At 70.0% G+C, this 16,935-nt stretch carries 18 protein-coding genes; 7 read left to right on the top strand and 11 right to left on the bottom strand.

The window, feature by feature from the left end:
- The 9 genes from ACWDOP_RS38510 to msrA all read right to left on the bottom strand — a co-directional run.
- On the bottom strand, positions 1-277 hold a 277-nt coding region (locus tag ACWDOP_RS38510; RefSeq protein ID WP_456349018.1), incomplete at its 3' end, for an acetyl-coenzyme A synthetase N-terminal domain-containing protein.
- A gap of 51 nt (positions 278-328) precedes the next feature.
- On the bottom strand, positions 329-1,957 hold the full coding sequence (locus ACWDOP_RS38505; protein WP_454203998.1) for a solute symporter family protein: 1,629 nt from the start codon (positions 1,955-1,957) through the stop codon (positions 329-331).
- A complete protein-coding gene (locus tag ACWDOP_RS38500) occupies positions 1,954-2,310 on the bottom strand; it encodes a DUF485 domain-containing protein (protein WP_454203997.1) in 357 nt (118 codons plus the stop codon). Before ACWDOP_RS38500 ends, ACWDOP_RS38505 begins: the two co-directional genes overlap by 4 nt.
- Positions 2,311-2,485: 175 nt before the next feature.
- Positions 2,486-4,240 (bottom strand): sodium/solute symporter, encoded by a 1,755-nt coding sequence (locus ACWDOP_RS38495; protein WP_456349015.1) that lies wholly within the window; start codon positions 4,238-4,240, stop codon positions 2,486-2,488.
- A gap of 1 nt (position 4,241) precedes the next feature.
- Complete coding sequence (locus ACWDOP_RS38490; protein WP_454203995.1) at positions 4,242-4,604, bottom strand: hypothetical protein; 363 nt, start codon at positions 4,602-4,604, stop codon at positions 4,242-4,244.
- 52 nt (positions 4,605-4,656) lie between these two features.
- Positions 4,657-5,436, bottom strand: a complete 780-nt coding sequence (locus ACWDOP_RS38485) for a LytR/AlgR family response regulator transcription factor (RefSeq protein WP_454203994.1) — start codon at positions 5,434-5,436, stop codon at positions 4,657-4,659.
- A gap of 53 nt (positions 5,437-5,489) precedes the next feature.
- A complete protein-coding gene (locus ACWDOP_RS38480) occupies positions 5,490-6,665 on the bottom strand; it encodes a sensor histidine kinase (RefSeq protein WP_456349014.1) in 1,176 nt (391 codons plus the stop codon).
- A complete protein-coding gene (locus tag ACWDOP_RS38475; protein ID WP_456349013.1) occupies positions 6,662-7,114 on the bottom strand; it encodes a flavodoxin family protein in 453 nt (150 codons plus the stop codon). Before ACWDOP_RS38475 ends, ACWDOP_RS38480 begins: the two co-directional genes overlap by 4 nt.
- Before the next feature lie 157 nt (positions 7,115-7,271).
- On the bottom strand, positions 7,272-7,787 hold the full coding sequence (gene msrA / locus ACWDOP_RS38470) for a peptide-methionine (S)-S-oxide reductase MsrA (protein ID WP_456349012.1): 516 nt from the start codon (positions 7,785-7,787) through the stop codon (positions 7,272-7,274).
- Positions 7,788-8,012: 225 nt separating this feature from the next.
- Between msrA and ACWDOP_RS38465 the strand changes: the two genes are divergently transcribed.
- The 6 genes from ACWDOP_RS38465 to puuE all read left to right on the top strand — a co-directional run bounded on the left by ACWDOP_RS38465 (position 8,013) and on the right by puuE (position 14,267).
- Positions 8,013-8,747, top strand: a complete 735-nt coding sequence (locus ACWDOP_RS38465) for a GntR family transcriptional regulator (protein ID WP_454203989.1) — start codon at positions 8,013-8,015, stop codon at positions 8,745-8,747.
- An 88-nt stretch (positions 8,748-8,835) separates the two neighbouring features.
- Complete coding sequence (locus tag ACWDOP_RS38460; RefSeq protein WP_456349011.1) at positions 8,836-10,350, top strand: NCS1 family nucleobase:cation symporter-1; 1,515 nt, start codon at positions 8,836-8,838, stop codon at positions 10,348-10,350.
- 5 nt (positions 10,351-10,355) lie between these two features.
- Positions 10,356-11,102 (top strand): aspartate/glutamate racemase family protein, encoded by a 747-nt coding sequence (locus tag ACWDOP_RS38455; RefSeq protein ID WP_456349017.1) that lies wholly within the window; start codon positions 10,356-10,358, stop codon positions 11,100-11,102.
- On the top strand, positions 11,099-12,313 hold the full coding sequence (locus ACWDOP_RS38450) for a DUF6986 family protein (RefSeq protein ID WP_456349010.1): 1,215 nt from the start codon (positions 11,099-11,101) through the stop codon (positions 12,311-12,313). The genes ACWDOP_RS38455 and ACWDOP_RS38450 overlap by 4 nt, the downstream gene beginning before the upstream one ends.
- Positions 12,310-13,353: an allantoicase gene (gene alc, locus ACWDOP_RS38445; RefSeq protein WP_456349009.1), complete on the top strand. Its 1,044-nt coding sequence runs from the start codon at positions 12,310-12,312 to the stop codon at positions 13,351-13,353. Before ACWDOP_RS38450 ends, alc begins: the two co-directional genes overlap by 4 nt.
- 29 nt (positions 13,354-13,382) lie before the next feature.
- Positions 13,383-14,267, top strand: coding sequence for an allantoinase PuuE (gene puuE, locus ACWDOP_RS38440; RefSeq protein ID WP_456349016.1), 885 nt, complete (start codon positions 13,383-13,385; stop codon positions 14,265-14,267).
- Positions 14,268-14,419: 152 nt separating this feature from the next.
- Here the strand turns inward: puuE and ACWDOP_RS38435 are convergent, their stop codons facing one another.
- Together ACWDOP_RS38435 and dapB are read right to left on the bottom strand one after the other, a co-directional pair.
- Entirely contained in the window at positions 14,420-14,869 is a 450-nt protein-coding gene (locus ACWDOP_RS38435) for a hypothetical protein (protein ID WP_454204159.1), read from the bottom strand.
- A 62-nt stretch (positions 14,870-14,931) separates the two neighbouring features.
- The gene (gene dapB, locus ACWDOP_RS38430; RefSeq protein WP_454203985.1) at positions 14,932-15,687 is read right to left on the bottom strand and encodes a 4-hydroxy-tetrahydrodipicolinate reductase; all 756 of its coding nucleotides are present in this window, start codon (positions 15,685-15,687) and stop codon (positions 14,932-14,934) included.
- A 180-nt stretch (positions 15,688-15,867) separates the two neighbouring features.
- On the opposite strand from dapB, the gene ACWDOP_RS38425 reads away from it, so the two are divergent.
- Positions 15,868-16,935, top strand: a 1,068-nt coding sequence (locus ACWDOP_RS38425; RefSeq protein ID WP_456349008.1) for an esterase-like activity of phytase family protein, incomplete at its 3' end; no start/stop codon positions are given.

The raw sequence follows: 16,935 nt of genomic DNA, 5'->3' as shown, positions 1-16,935 counted from the left end.
CGACCTGCTCGCCGTGACCGTCCAGCACGTGCCGGTCCACGCAGTTGTAGGCGACATTGAGCTTGCCGTCCACGAACCATTTGGCGAAGGGCGCGTCGTCCCAATCCAATACGCGGGTCCACGGCTCGGCCCAGTGCAGGCGGCTCGCCTGTTCGGCCCAGAAGGCCTCCCGGTCCGCCGCCGCCCGATCGAGGAGAGCCTGGTTCGCATTGGCGGAGGCGGCGAACTCGGCGCTGGGCGGATAGGCGGCCCGGTCGTCGTGGTCGCGTTCCATCATGCTGGTCATTGCTGGGATCTCCATTCGAAAAGGGCGGCGGGGCGGGGTGTTTCAGTGCGAGACGGCCTTCTCGGCGCCGACGCCGGTGAGGGCGCGCACCTCCATCTCGGCGGCCTTGTCCGGGTCCTCGGGGGTCCGGCTCAGCAGCGTGCCGGCGATGCCGAGCACGAAGGCCAGGGGAATCGACACGATGCCCGGGTTCGACAGCGGGAAGAAGTCGAAGTCGCGGCTCGGGATCATGGCGGTCTTGGAACCCGAGACCGCCGGGGAGAACACGATCAGCACGATGGTGGAAATCAGGCCGCCGTACATGCTCCAGAGCGCGCCGGAGGTGTTGAAGCGCTTCCAGAACAGCGAGTACAGGATGGTCGGCAGGTTCGCCGAGGCCGCCACCGCGAAGGCCAGCGCCACCAGGAAGGCGATGTTCTGGCCGTTGGCCAGGATGCCCAGGCCGATGGCGAGCAGGCCGATGACCACCGCGGTGATGCGTGAGACCCGGACCTGTTCGGACTCGCCGACCTTGCCGCGCTTGATGACTCCGGCGTAGATGTCATGCGCGAAGGAGGCCGACGCGGTGATGGTCAGGCCCGCGACCACCGCGAGGATGGTCGCGAAGGCGACCGCGGAGATGATGCCGAGCAGCACCACGCCGCCGAGTTCGAAGGCCAGCAGCGGGGCCGCGGAGTTCTGACCGCCGGCCGCGGCCAGGATCTTGTCCGGGCCGACGATGGCGGCCGCGCCGTAGCCCAGCACCAGGGTGAACACGTAGAACGCGCCGATCAGGCCGATGGCCCACACCACCGAGCGGCGGGCTTCCTTGGCGGTCGGGACGGTGTAGAAGCGCATGAGCACGTGCGGCAGACCGGCGGTGCCGAGCACCAGGGCCAGGCCCAGGGAGACGAAGTTCAGCTTGGACATCTCGCTGCCGCCGTACTGCGCGCCGGGGGCGAGCACGTCGCGGGCCGCGACCGCCTTGTTGGTCGACTCGGAGACGTGCTGCTGTGCGGAGCCGAGGATTTCGGACAGGTTGAAGCCGAACTTGGCCAGCACCATGAAGGTCATGACGGCCGCGCCGGTGATCAGCAGCACCGCCTTGATGATCTGCACCCAGGTGGTGCCCTTCATACCGCCGATGAGCACGTACAGGATCATGAGCACGCCGACGACCGCGATGACCACCGATTGCCCGGCGCGCGAATCGATATCGAGCAGCAGCGCCACCAGGCCGCCGGCGCCCGCCATCTGCGCGAGCAGGTAGAACAGCGAGACGGTGAGCGTGGACAGGGCGGCCGCGGTGCGGACCGGGCCCTGCCGGAGCCGGAAGCTCAAGACGTCGGCCATGGTGAATTTGCCGGTGTTCCTGAGCATTTCGGCGACCAGCAGTAGTGCGACGAGCCAGGCGACCAGGAAGCCGATGGAGTAGAGGAAGCCGTCGTAGCCGTAGACCGCGATGGCCCCGGCGATGCCGAGGAAGGACGCCGCCGAGAGGTAGTCACCGGCGATGGCGATGCCGTTCTGCGGGCCGGAGAAGCCGCCGCCGGCGGTGAAGAAGTCCGCGGCGGTGGAGTTGTTGCGGCTGGCTCGGATCACCACGACCATGGTGACCGCGACGAAGACAGCGAAAATGGAGATGTTGGCGATCGGGCTGCCGACCGTTTCTCCGCTGGCCAACAGGTTCATTCCGCGGTCCCTTCCAGCTCGGCGCGCAGGGCGGCGGCCCGGGGGTCGAGTTCGCGATCGGCGAAGCGCACGTAGAGCGCGGTGATCACGAAGGTGGAGACGAACTGGCCCAGCCCGAGCAGCAGTCCGACGTTGATGTTGCCGACCACCTCGGTGGCCATGAAGTCGTGGGCGTAGGCGCCGAGCAGCACATACACCACGTACCAGGCCAGGAACAGGCCGGTCATGGGGAACACGAAGCGGCGCAACCTGTTTCGTAACTCCTGGAACTGCGGACTGGCTTGGGCGGCGACGAAGTCCGCTGCGGTCGGGGTGCGCGGGGGCTCACCCTTCCCGAGTTCGATACTGCTCATCGGAGTTCCTAGCGTGTGATGTGGCTTACTCCCGGTGACGGTATCGAGGACGGGGTGCGCGAAACATGGTGTGGCCTGGCTCACTCGGTGAAGGTGCCGGGCTGTGCGGTGAACGGTCGGGTTGGCGCGACGAACGGTTCGCCGATGATCACCCGGTCGAGCCGGTGATCGGGTCTCAGGCCGAGCGCAGGCCGCGCTCGCGATCCGCGCCCATGCCGAGCGGTTCGGGGGCGTGCATGCGGATGAAGACGCGGCCGATCGCGCGGGCGGATTGGCGGCGGGTGAGCAGGCTGACCCCGATCATGGCGGCCGTGGCCAGCGGAACGCTCACCGCGGCCGGATAACTCAGCACGGCCGCGAGCCAGCCGCCGGCGAGATCTTCGGGGACGCCGCCCAGGACCGAGACCACGGTCGCGCCGCCCGCGAGCGCGCCGCCGACCAGCAGGCCCACGGCCGCGCCCGCGGCGGTGAGCCCGCGCCACCAGATGCCCAGCACCAGTAGCGGACACAGGGTGGAGGCGGCGACCGCGAAGGCCAGGCCGACCGAGCGCGAGAGGTCCAGCGCGGTGACGGCCTGCGAAAGTCCCAGGGGGACAAGGCCCGCCACCACCGCGGCCAGGCGGAAGTCGCGAATGCGGCCCCGCAGCACATCGGTGCCGAGCACGCCCGCGATGCTGACCAGCAGGCCGGAGGAAGTGGACAGGAACGCGGCGATGGCTCCGGCCGCGACCAGCGCGCCCAGCAGTTGACCGGGCAGGCCGGAGAGCACCGAGCCGGGCAGCAGCAGCACCGCGGCGTCGGAGGCACCGGTGATCAGCAGCTGCGGCACGTACAGGCGGGCGCAGACGCCGAGTATCACGGGGAAGAGGTAGAAGAACCCGACCAGGCCGATGACAGCGGAAGCCGTTGTGCGCGCGGCCCGTCCGTCGGGATTGGTGTAGAAGCGCACCAGGACGTGCGGCAGGCCCATGGTGCCCAGGAACGTCGCGATGATCAGGGAGTAGACCTGGTAGAGCGGGTGCGGGCCGCCGAGTCCGCTGCCGGGGGCGAGCCAGTCCGCGCCGGTGTCGGGTGCGCCGACGACCACCGGGACGCGGGCGCCCGCGTCCAGGATCAGGGTGCTGCCGGCGCCGAGTTCGTGTTCGCCCGGCAGCAGGCGCACGGTGCGCTCGGTCGGGGCGTCGTCCAGGGTGCCGCTGACCCACATGCTCTGCGGTTCGTCCAGGCGCACCACGACGTCGGTGGTGATGTCGACGCTGGTGCGCTGGGCCACGGTCGGCGGTGCGGGCGAACCGATGTCGCGATCCGCGCCGAGGAAATGCGCGAGCAGCACCAGCGCCGGAATCGCGATGGCGGTCAGTTTGAGCCAGTACTGGAACGCCTGCACGAAGGTGATCGAGCGCATGCCGCCGCCCGCCACCGTGCCGATGACGATGGCGCCCACCGCGACCGCGCCCACCCAGCCGGGTACGCCCAGCAGAATGCGCAATGTCAGTCCCGCGCCCTGGAATTGCGGGATCAGGTAGACCGCGCAGATGAGCACCACGACCAGCGCGGCGAGCTTGCGCACCGGGCGCGATCCGAGCCGGAACTCCACGAAGTCCGGCATGGTGTAGGCCCCGGAGCGGCGCAGCGGCGCGGCGACGAACAGCAGCAGGCCCAGGTATCCGGCGGTGAATCCGACCGGGTACCACAGGGCGTCGGCCCCGTATTTGGCGATCAGTCCGGCGACGCCGAGAAACGATGCGGCCGAGAGGTATTCGCCGGAGATGGCGGCGGCGTTCCAGCGCGGCCCCACCGAGCGCGAGGCGACCAGGAAGTCCGAGGTGGTGCGGGCCAGGCGCACGCCGTAGACGCCGACGGCGATGCTGGCGATCGCGGCGAGCAGCAGCGCCGCGACGGTCAGCCCCGATACCGGCTGCGAGTTCACCTCAGTCCCCGGTCAATTCGCCGAAGTCCTGCTCGTTGCGGTCGGAGAGCCGCACGAACACCCGGCCCGCCGCGTACAGCAGCGGATACACCGCGACCCCCAGCAGCAGCCACGGCACCCGCACCCCGAACACCGTCGCCGCCCCGAGCGGCCCCAGCGTGAACAGCAGCGGCAGTGCCCCCAGCACCCCCACGACCACCAGCGCGACCCGCACCGCCAACCCGAACTGCGCCCGGATCAGCCCGCCGATCATGGCCGCCCCGATCTCGGTCTGCTCGGCGACCTCGACCCGGGTCCGCACGAGCCGCGCGCCTCGGCGCTGCGCCAGCACGACCCGCTCGCGCGGGCGCTGCTCCCCGGTCATCGCCGGGCTCCGGGCGAGGCGTGGATGGCTGTAGTCCGTGTGCGCCTGGCCGTCATCGGCCCGGCCGCGGATGCAGGAGGCGCTGTTTGAGGTCGCGGACCTGGCGGCGGCTGACGGGGAGTTCGACCGCGCGGGCGGTGCCTTCGGCCTGGAGGCAGACGACGGTGCCGGTGCCTACCGTCCGCAGGCCCGTCACCAGGCGCAGGGCTATCAGGTAGGAGCGGTGGATGCGGACGAAACCCGCCTCCTGCCAGCGGGATTCGAGTTCGGAGAGGGGAATCCGGACCAGGTGGGAGCCGGTCGTGGTGTGCAGGCGGGAGTAGTCGCCGTCGGCCTCCACCCAGCTGACGCTGGCGCGCGGGACCAAGGTCGTCGCGCCGCCGAGTTCGACGGGGATGACCTCGTGCGGATCGGCCCGGTTTTCGGCGGGGGCGGGCAGGGCGCGGGCGGCCTGGATGCGGCGGACGGCTTCGGCGAGGCGGGCTTCGCGCAGGGGTTTGAGCAGGTAGTCGACCGCGCCCAGGTCGAAGGCGGCCACGGCGCGGTCCTCGTGCGCGGTCACGAAGACCACGGCGGGCGGGCGCGCGAACTCGGTGAGGATGCCCGCCAGTTCCAGGCCGTCGAGGCCGGGCATGTTGATGTCGAGGAAGACGGCGTCGATCTGGTGGGCGCGCAGCAGGCGCAGGGCGCCGGTGGCGTTGCCGGCGGCGTGGATCTCGCCGATGCCGGGCTGGGCGCGCAGCAGGTAGACCAACTCGTCCAGGGCCGGGGATTCGTCGTCGACGGCCAGCACGCGCAGTGCGGCGTCCGAGTTTTCGCTGGTCCTGGTCACAGTCGGTACATAGTAACGGCAGCGAACGGTTCGGCCCGGATGATACGGACGATTCAGGCGCTGATGCCCGCGCGGAACTTGGGCACCCGCATGCTGACCTTGGTGCCCGAGCCGGGCGCGGTCTCCACCACGAGGCCGTAGTCGTTGCCGAAGGCCGCGCGCAGCCGGTCGTCCACGTTGGCCAGGCCGACGTGCGCGGATTCGGCGGTGCCCGAGCCGGTCTCGATGGCGTCCAGCGCGCCCGAGCGCAGCAGTTCGGGGTCCATGCCGACGCCGTCGTCCTCGACGCTGATGACGCAGTCCGCGCCGGCGTCCTCGGCCAGAATGCTCAGCGTGCCGCCACCGGGTTTGCTCGCCAGGCCGTGCCGCACGGCGTTCTCCACCAGGGGTTGCAGGGCCAGGAACGGCAGGACCACGGTCAGCACCTCGGGCGCGATCTGCAGTCGCACGCGCAGGGCGTCGCCGAAGCGGGCGCGCTCGAGCGCCAGGTACCGGTCGATATTGCCCAATTCGTCGGCGAGGGAGGTGAATTCGCCCGCGGTGCGGAACGAGTACCTGGTGAAGTCCGCGAAATCGAGGATGAGTTCGCGGGCCCGGCTCGGGTCGGTGCGCACGAACGAGGCGATGGTGTTGAGCGCGTTGTAGATGAAGTGCGGGCTGATCTGGGCCCGCAGCGCCCGCACCTCGGCGCGATCCAGCCGCGCGCGCGAGGCGTCGAGTTCGGCCAATTCGATCTGGCCGCAGGCGTATCGGGCCACCTCGGCCACCGCACCCAGCAACCCCGGACCGGGTTGTTCGCGGGTCACCGCGCCGAGCGCGCCGACCATACCGCTGTGCTCGCTCACCAGCGGCTGGGCGATAAGGGTGTACCCGTCGTCCCCGGCGATCAACACCGGCCGCTCCCCCGCGATGGCGCGCCGCGCGGCGTCGCCGAACACCTCCGAGAGCCCGAAATGCGTTCCGTCCCAAGCCAGCAATTCCCCGCCGGGCCCGGCGATCCCGAGCGCCTCGGCCCCGGTGAGCGCCCGCAGATGCGGTGCGGCGGCCTCGGCCGATTCCTCGGTGAGCCCGCGCCGCAACGGTTTAGCGGCCAGCGCGGCGGTGTGCAGCGCCGCGTGCACCGCGCGCTCGGCGGGCGTGGTGACCGACCGCCGGGTCCGCGGCCACGCCAGCAGCGCCCCGGCGATGAGCGCCCCCGCCACCAGGATGGCCGCCGCGGTGGCGGTCACGGCATGAGCTGGGCGGCGAGCGTCGCCCCGAGTTCCCAGCAGCGTTCCAGGTCCGCTTTGCCGGGCGGCCCGGACAGGATCACCGGCGCGGCCCCCGGCTCCCAGCCGAGCCCGGTCGCGGCGGCGAGCACACTGCGCTCGGCCCCCTCGGTCCCCTGGTTGCCGTGGATGTACAGCCCATACGGGCGACCGCCGGTCGAGTCCAGGCAGGGGTAGTAGAAGGTGTCGAACGCGTGCTTGAGCGCGCCAGACATGTAGCCGAGATTGGCGGGGGTGCCGAGTAGATAGCCGTCTGCGGCCAGGACATCGCTCGCGGTCACGGACAGGGCCGCCCGGCGCAGCACCTCCACGCCTTCGATCTCCGGATCGGTGGCCCCGGCCACCACCGCCTCGAACATCTCCTGCATGTGCGGAGAGGGCGTGTGATGGATCAACAGCAGCGTGGGCACGGGAACGAGCCTAGCGCCGACCGCCGAGGGCACGTCCGATCCGGGGCGCCGGGTTGTCGCGGGGACGCCGAGCGGGCGGCGTGACGGCGAAGCGGCGGGTCAAACGATGAATCGGTGGGCCGGATCTTCTCCGGTCCCACCGATTCATCGGGTTATCTCAGTTCGCGGTGGTCTGGCGCTTGGGGAGCTTCCAGCCCGGGCGGGGGTAGTGGCACGTGTACCCCTCGGGATAGCGCTCGAGGTAGTCCTGGTGCTCGGGCTCGGCATCCCAGAAGGTGCTCGCGGGGGTCACCTCGGTCACCACCTTGCCGGGCCACAGGCCCGAATCCTCCACGTCGGCGATCGTCTCGAGGGCTACGCGCTTCTGATCCTCGTCGAGGTAGAAGATGGCGGAGCGATAGCTCGAGCCGATGTCGTTGCCCTGGCGGTCCTTCGTGGTCGGATCGTGGATCTGGAACAGGAACTCCAGCAGCGCCCGGTAATCGGTGACCGCGGGGTCGTAGACGATCTCCACTGCCTCGGCGTGGCCCGGATGGTTGCGGTACGTCGGGCGGTCATTGCTGCCGCCGGTGTACCCCACTCGCGTCTCGAGCACCCCGGGCTGCTTGCGGATCAGATCCTGCATGCCCCAGAAACAGCCGCCGGCCAGAATCGCCTTGCGCGTGTCGCTCACGCCGCCTCCTTCATGAAGAGTGTTTTCTCGGCTTGGGTAGAACCCGCTTGCCGCCCGGAAAAGTCCCGCACCGGGGTGTCCACGACGTGACGAACGTCGCCGGTAGCGGCGCACGGTGGACACCACCGCCGAGCCTACCGACAACGCGGGGACCGCGGCCCAGCCGAATCCAGCGGACGCGATCTCCGAGCTGTGAACCGGGCGCCGGACCGCTACCGTGGGCCGATGCCTTCCCGACCGCGGCTGCCCGCGCTGCCGCAGCTCACCCCCGCCGACGACGCCCGCCGCGGGTATTCGCAGCCGGAGATCCTCGCCGAACTGCGGCGGCTGATCCGCGAGGGCAACCTGCCGCCGGGGACCGGGCTGCCACTGGGTGAGCTGGCGCGGGTGTTCGGGGTGAGCGTGATCCCGGTCCGGGAATCGCTGCAGGTGCTCATCGGCGAGGGTCTGGTCGAGCACCGGGCCAATTTCGGGTATCAGGTCACCCTGCTGACCGCGGCCGAACTGCGCGAGCTGTACGTGGTGCGGGAAAGCCTCGAGACCGCGGCGCTCGCGGCCGCGGTGCGGCGGGCCACCGCGGCCGACCACGAACTGGCGACCGCGACCCACGCCCGGCTCGAACAGGCCGCCCTGGCGCAGGACGCCGTCGCCTACCACCGCGAGACCCGTAACTTCCACCTCGCGCTGGTGCGCGCGTCCGGCATGCCACGGGTGCTGCACATGCTCGAATACGCCTGGAACATCACCGAACCCGTGCAGCCCATGGTGCACGCCAGCGCGGGCGACCGGGTGGTGCTGCACGCCGATCACAGCCGCCAGCTCGCGGCCTTCCTGGCCCGGGACGCGGACGCGCTGCTGGCCGCCACCGCCGCGCACCACACCCGCCTGCACGGGGTGCTGTCGCGACTGCCCACCGACACCGGATTGTTCGCCGATTCGCAGACGCCGAAAGATATATAGTTTTCGCAACGCCGGGGCAATACCCGCTCGATACCGTTTCGCACACGACGTTCCGAATGCCGGGACTTTTCGAGATCGGATGTGCGACATGACCGATACCGTTGCGCCGGAATCACCGAGTGCGCCGCCGCCCGCGGCGACCATCGATCCGGCTTACCATCCCCGGCTCGTCAACGACGACCTCGCGCCGCTGAAAAAGCAGACGTGGGGCACCTACAATATCTTCGCCTTCTGGATGTCGGATGTGCACTCGGTCGGCGGCTACGTCACCGCGGGCAGCCTGTTCGCGCTCGGACTGCACAGCTGGCAGGTGCTTATCGCGCTGGTCGTGGGCATCACGATCGTGTACGGGCTCTGCAACCTGGTGGCCAAACCCAGCCAGGTGACGGGCGTGCCGTATCCGGTCATGTGCCGCAGCTCGTTCGGCGTGATCGGCGCGAATATCCCGGCCATTATTCGCGGCTTGATCGCGGTGGCCTGGTACGGAATTCAAACATTCCTCGCCTCGGCCGCGCTGAATGTGGCATTGATCAAACTCTTTCCGGATCTGGCGCCCTACGCGGTGGTCGACGACTACGGATTTCTGGGCCTGTCGGCGCTCGGCTGGGTGAGCTATCTCATTCTGTGGGTATTGCAGGCGGCGGTGTTCTGGCGCGGCATGGAATCGATTCGCAGGTTCATCGACTTCTGCGGGCCGGCGGTCTACGTGGTCATGTTCATCCTGTGCGGATACCTCATCTACAAGGCCGGGTGGAGCGGGATCGACTTGAACATGGGCCAGACCGCCACCCTGACGGGCTGGTCGGCGGTGCCGGTCATGCTGGGCGCGATCGCGCTGGTCGTGTCGTACTTCTCCGGGCCCATGCTGAACTTCGGTGACTTCTCCCGCTACGGGCGCACCTTCGCGGCGGTCAAGCGTGGCAATCTGCTCGGGCTGCCGGTGAACTTCCTGGTGTTCTCCCTGCTCGTGGTCGTCACCGCGTCGCTGACCATCCCGGTCTACGGCGAGCTCATCACCGATCCGGTGGCGACGGTGGCGCGCATCGACAACACCTTCGCGATCGTGCTGGGCGCGCTGACGTTCACCATCGCCACGATCGGCATCAATATCGTCGCCAACTTCATCTCCCCCGCCTTCGACTTCTCCCACGTGAGCCCGCAGCGCATCAGCTGGCGCATGGGTGGCATGATCGCGGCGATCGGGTCGGTGCTGATCACGCCGTGGAACCTCTACAACAATCCCGACGTCATCCACTACACCCTGGAAACGCTGGGCGCGTTCATCGGACCGCTGTTCGGCGTCCTGATCGCCGACTACTACCTGGTGCGCAAGCAGCGGGTGATCGTGGACGAGTTGTTCACCATGTCCGAGCGCGGAACCTACTGGTACCGCAGGGGATACAACCCGGCCGCGATCGCCGCGACGGCCGCGGGCGCGCTCGTCGCGGTCTTCCCGGTCCTGACCTCGGGCTCGATCACCGGCATGTACACCGCGGCGCAGTACAGCTGGTTCATCGGCTGCGGCATCGGCCTGGCCTGCTACTACCTGCTCGCCACCCGCGGCCCGCTGCGCCTGACCCCGACCCCTACCGAAAGCCGGTGAGAAACATCCGAATTCGAGTGATCAATCCCAATACCACGGCGGCCATGACAGTCATGGCCGCCGCGGCGGCGCGTGCGGTCGCCGCACCGGGCACCGTGGTCGAGGGCGTCAATCCCGCCATGGGCCCGGTCTCGATCGAGAGCCACTACGACGAGGCGCTGGCGGTGCCGGGACTGCTCGCGGAGATCGCGCGCGGTGAGGCCGAGGGCGTGGACGGCTACGTCATCTCGTGTTTCGGCGATCCGGGCCTGGACGCGGCGCGCGAGGCGGCGCGCGGGCCGGTGATCGGCATCGCGGAGGCGGCCATGCAGGCCGCCAGTCATCTGGGGCGCGGGTTCAGCGTGGTCACCACCCTGGCCCGGACCCGCGGGCGGGCGGCGGAACTGGCCGAGCGCTACGGGATGGCCCGCTTCTGCCTGGGCATCCACGCGTGCGAGATCCCGGTGCTGGAGCTGGAGGATCCCAAGGCGCGCACGGTGATCGCGGATGCCTGCCGGGAGGCGGTGCAGGCCGACGACTCGGACGCGATCGTGCTCGGCTGCGCGGGCATGGCGGATCTGTGCGAGTACCTGAGCCGCGAGATCGGGGTACCGGTGGTGGACGGGGTCGCGGCCGCCACCCTGACCGCGCAGTCGCTGATCACCATGGGGTTGCGCAAATCCGGGCGCGGCGAATACGCCGCGCCGCCGCCCAAAAGGTATACCGGGTTGCTGACGGAGTTCTCCACCCAGGACAAGGAGCTGCCGGCGTGAGTGTGCCATCGTACGTGCTGGGCAATCTCGAGACCCGGGTCCGCGCCATCGATGCCGAACTGACGCAACGGTTTCCGGGCGACCGGGCGGGGCAGCCCGTGCACACCGTGTACGTGAGCGCGGCGGACGCCGACGCCGAGTTGCCGGCGCGCTGGGGCGCGCAGGCGAGCGCGCTGGCCGACGGCCACGGCGAACTGCTCACCGAACTGGGCGGGGCCGACGCGCTGGCGCGCACCCGGACGGTGCTGCGCACCCGGCCGATTCAGGATCTGCGCCTGGATTTCGAGGACGGCTACGGCACCCGGGCGGACGAGACCGAGGACAGCGACGCGCTGCGGGCGGGCGCGATACTGGCCGCGCTGCCCGAGCAGGTGCGCTCGCGCGGAATCCGCACCAAGGGACTCACGCCCGGGGAATGGGGGCGCATGGTCCGCACCCTGGAGAAGGTGCTCGAGGGCGCGGGCGGGGTGCCGCCGGGGTTCGTGTTCACCCTGCCCAAGATTCGCGCCGCCGAACAGGCCGAGGCGGCCGTGCTGCTGTGCCAGGCCATGGAATCGGCGCACGGGCTGCCGGAGCGGTCGCTGCGCTTCGAGCTGCAGATCGAGAGCCCGCAGGCGGTGGTGGCCGCCGACGGCACCGCCACGGTGGCGCGGGCCATCGCGCTCTCCGCCGGGCGGTGTACCGGATTGCACTACGGCACTTACGATTACAGCGCCGCGTGCGGAATATCGCCGCAGTTCCAGACGCTCGAGCATCCCGTCGCCGATCACGCCAAGGCCGTCATGCAGGCCGCGGCCGCGCAGACCGGGGTGTGGGTGTGCGACGGATCCACCCAGGTGCTGCCGATCGGTTCGGAGGTGCAGGTGCGCGAGGCGCTGGCGCGGCACTACCGCCTGGTCACCCGCTCCCTCGAGCGCGGCTACTACCAGGGCTGGGACATGGGGTCCGGACATCTCGTCACCCGGTGGCTGGCCACCATCGGCTTCTATCGCACCGCGCTGGAGGCGGCCGCGCCCCGGATCGGGCGCTACCTGGACCGCCAGGGCGGCGCGGTCGTCGACGAGCCCGCCACCGCGCAGGCGCTCGCCACCGTCGTGCTGCGCGGGCTGGACTGCGGCGCGTTCGAGGCCGGGGAGGTCACCGCGCGCACGCCGGCGGCCACCGTCGAGGTACTACATCACCTGCGAGAGAGGAAGATTCCCGCGCTATGAGCGACGCTGATTTCACGCTGCTGCCCGACTTGGCGGTGCGCACCCTGGGCGGTGCGGTGGTGTGGGCGAACGACGAATCCTTCGCGGAGAAGGAGAATCTCGTCCGGGCACAGGAATCCACCTATGCGCCCGCGACTTTCGGGCACAAGGGCCAGGTGTACGACGGGTGGGAGACCCGGCGGCGGCGCGGTGCGGACGGGGCCGCCCCCGCGAAGTCCGACTGCGACACCGCGATCGTGCGACTGGGCGTGCCGGGGATCGTTCACGGGATCGTGGTGGACACCGCGTGGTTCAAGGGCAACTATCCCCCCGAGGTATCGGTGGAAGCTCTTGCGGTGCAGGGCTATCCGTCCGCCGGCGAACTGGCCGCGCGCACCGACTGGACCACCATCGTGGAACGCTCCGAGGTGCTCGGTGATGTCCGCAATCCGTTCCCGGTCGAGTCCGCCCGGCGCTGGACCCACGTGCGCCTGCGCATCTTCCCCGACGGCGGCGTCGCCCGGCTGCGGGTGCACGGCATCGCGACACCCGATCCGCTGCTGCTGGATTCGGGCCCCTTCGACCTGGCGGCGCTCGAGCACGGCGGTCTCGTGCAGGACTGCTCGAATCGGTTCTACTCCCACCCGCAGCAACTGCTCATGCCCGGGCCGGCGCGCAGCATGGGCGAGGGCTGGGAGACCGCGCGCCGGCGCGACCGCGACAGCAACGACTGGGTGCTGGTGCGCCTGGCCGGGGCGGGCGTTCTCACCCTGGCCGAGATCGACACCTCGTACTTCCTGTTCAACAGTCCCGGGGCGGCCGCGCTGACCGGAATCACGGCCGATGGAGCCGAAGTGGAACTGTTGCCGCGCACCGTTCTGCAGCCCGACACCCGGCATCGCTTCGCGATCGAGTCGGCGACGCCGGTCACCGCGGTGCGCCTGGACGCCTTCCCCGACGGTGGGCTGGCGCGCCTGCGGCTGATCGGGAATCTCACCGCCGACGCGCGAGATCGCCTGCGCGCGCAGTACTTCGCGGGCGGACAGGAGGGACACCGGTGAGCGATTTCGACCTCGACTACCCCCGGGACATGGTCGGGTACGGCCCGAATCCCCCGCATCCACACTGGCCCGGCGATGCGAACATCGCGGTGAACTTCGTCCTCAACTACGAGGAGGGCGGGGAGAACAATGTGCTCGACGGCGACGCGGGCTCGGAGACCTTCCTCTCCGATATCGTTCCCGCCCAGCCGTTTCCGAATCGGCACCAGTCCATGGAGACGATCTACGAGTACGGCTCAAGGGCCGGGGTCTGGCGGGTGCTGCGCCTGTTCGAAGAGCGCGACATCCCGCTGACGATCTTCGGGGTCGCGCGCGCCCTGGAGCGCAATCCCGAGGTGGTGGCGGCTTTTCAGCGCCTGGGGCACGAGATCGCCTGTCACGGGCTGCGCTGGATCTCCTATCAGATGAGCGATCCCGAGACCGAGCGCGCGCACATGGCGGAGGCCGTCGCCATCATCACCCGGCTGTTCGGCGCACCGCCGCGCGGCTGGTACACCGGCCGCGATTCGCCGTACACGCGTGAGTTGCTCGTCGCGCACGGCGGATTCGCGTACGACTCGGACTCCTACGCCGACGATCTGCCCTACTGGGTGCGGGTCGCGGACACCGATCACCTGGTGATTCCGTACACCCTGGAGACCAACGACATGCGCTTCGCCTCCCCCGCGGGCTTCGCCAACGGCGAGGAGTTCTTCGCGTACCTGCGCGACGCCTTCGACGTGCTGTACGCCGAGGGCGTGGCCGGCGCGCCCAAGATGCTGTCGGTCGGGTTGCACTGCCGCATCGTCGGCAAGCCCGCGCGCGCGGCGTCGCTGGCCCGCTTCCTGGACTACGTGCGCTCGCACGAGGGTGTGTGGCTGACCCGGCGGATCGACATCGCCGAACACTGGCACGCCACGCATCCTCCCCGCTGACGGGAATGCCCGCCGCCGAGTGACCGGCGGCGGGCGTTCACGATCGAGGTCGATGACGGACGACCAGCGCCGGACCGCCCGGGCGGATCAGGATCGCGGTGCCTGATCCCGACCGCGGACCAGTGGCCGAACCCGCCGGGGCGAGCGCCCGTTCAGGACTGCGCGGCGGTGCGTTCCGCGCGTTCGAGGTCGACCGCGCGGCGCATGATCTCGCGGGCGCGGGTGCGGTCGCCCGCGTAGTCGTAGGCGCGGGCGGCGCGATAGTTGGTGCGCCAGTTGTCGGGATCGGCCTCGAACTCGGTCTTGACCGTCTCGAAGAGCTGATCGGCGGCGGCGCGTTCGAGCCGGCCCGACGGGCGGCGCGGCAGGTCCGACACGTCGACCTCGAAGCCTTCCTCGCGGGCGCGCCGGGCCAGGCGCTGGTGGTCCCAGGCCGCGCGCAGCGTGGACGACAGCGCCCAGAGCCCGACGAACGGCAGGATCAGGATGCCGACCCCGACGACCCGGAAGATGATCCCGTTGTACTGCTCGTCGTCGGTGGTCAGCAGGAAAATCGCGCGGTGGCCCAGGCTCAGGAAGTAGAAGACCAGGACCAGCGCCATGACGCCGATGAACGCGACGACCTTGAGGACGTCCCGGTTGACTTTCTTCGGGTCGGCGGCGCTCACAGGTCGAGCAGCGGATCGATGCCCACCGTCAGACCGGGCAGCAGCGAGATCTTGCGCACGCCCAGCAGCACGCCGGGCACGAACGAGGTGCGGTCCATGGAGTCGTGGCGAATGGTGAGGGTCTCGCCCTGGGTGCCGAACAGCACCTCCTGGTGCGCGACCAGCCCGGCCAGGCGGACCGAGTGCACGCGCACGCCGTCCACGTCCGCGCCGCGCGCGCCCTCGAGCTCCTGGCTGGTGGCGTCGGGGCTGCGGCCGACCCCGGCCTTCTCCCGGGCCGCGGCGATGATGCCGGCGGTGCGGAATGCGGTGCCAGAGGGTGCGTCGGCCTTGTTGGGGTGGTGCAGTTCGATGACCTCGACCGAGTCGAACCACCGGGCGGCCTGTTCGGCGAAGCGCATGGACAGCACCGCGCCGATCGCGAAGTTGGGGGCGATGAGCACGCCGGTCTCCGGCCGGCCCGCGAGCCAGCCGCGCACCTGCTCGAGGCGGTCGGCATCGAAGCCGGTGGTGCCGACCACGGCGTGAATGCCGTTCTCCACCAGGAACTTCAGGTTCGGCATCACCACGTCGGGGTGAGTGAAGTCGACGACGACCTGGGTGCCGGACTCGACGAACGCCGCCAGCGCGTCGTCCTTGTCGACCTGGGCCACGAGCTCCAGATCGGCGGCCGCCTCGACACCGGCGCAGATAGCCTGCCCGACCTTGCCGCGCGCCCCGAGTACACCCACCCGGATCCGGTTCGTGGTCACCTGGTCTCCTCTTCACCTACATCGCCTGCGCACCCGCACGGGTGCCGATCGAGCCTATCCTCCCGGCGGCCGGTGCGGTCGGACCCCCTTGACCCGCATGACCGGTGTCACTCCCGGGGTGCGGGCAACTGTTCAGCGTGCGGTCAACTGGCGGACGATTCGACGCGATAGGCATCGCGGGTGAGAATTCGCCGCAACACCCGTACCGCGCTCGTGGCAGCCGCCGTGTGCGCCGCCGCCGTCACCGCCGGCTGCTCCGCCGACGCCGGGGCCGACTTCACCGCCGCCAAGGACCAGCCGCTGGTGATCTCCCTGGACGAGCTGCTCGGCAAGACCGGCGGCAGCGCGGCCGTCGCGCTCGCCGATCCGCAGCACGGCAGCCTGACCCGCCGCACCGACGGCGCGCTGGTCTACACCCCGGCCGCCGGGTACACCGGAAGCGACAGCATCACCGTCACCACCACCGACGCGGTACGGCTGTTCACCACCGATATCGCGCCGCTGGGTGAGTTCGGCGGGGTTACCGTGCAGGGCAGCGCCTTCGGCTCGGCGTTCGTCCCGGTGCCCGGGTCCACGGACGAGTTCTACGGGCTCACCGACCGCGGGCCCAACGTGGACGGCAAGGGCAAGAACGAGAAGCTGGCCGTCACACCGGATTTCACGCCGACCATCGCCAAGCTGAAGCTCTCGGGGACGCGGGCCACGGTGGAATCGACCATCCCGCTGAAGAATCCGGCCGGGCAGCCCTTCAACGGCCTGGTCGACCTGTCCGCCGACACCGGCGAGACCATGCGCGATCTGAACGGCAACGCCCTCGCGCCCACCGATCACGGCATCGACAGCGAGGGCCTGGTCGCCCTGGCCGACGGCACCTTCTGGGTCTCGGACGAATACGGGCCGTTCCTGGTGCATTTCGATGCCAAGGGCGTGGAACTCGAGCGGCTGTCCCCCGGGCGCGGACTGCCGAGGGAACTGTCGCTGCGCACCCCCAACCAGGGCATGGAGGGCCTGACCGTCACTCCCGACGGCAGCACCCTGGTCGGCATCGTGCAGAGCGGGCTCACCACCCCGGGGCTGACCTCGGCGCGCGAGGTGCCGATGACCCGCATCGTGACGGTCGATCTGAAGACCAAGGCGGTCAAGGAATTCGTGTACCCGCTGCACGATCCCAAGGAGAAGCTGGCGGTCTCGGAGATCACCGCGCTGAGCAACACCGTCTTCCTGGTCGACGAGCGGGACGGCAACAAG

This window comes from Nocardia sp. NPDC003693, assembly GCF_053981095.1.
The sequence above is the reverse complement of the archived record's forward strand: the minus strand, read 5'-3'. Positions and strand labels throughout refer to the sequence as shown.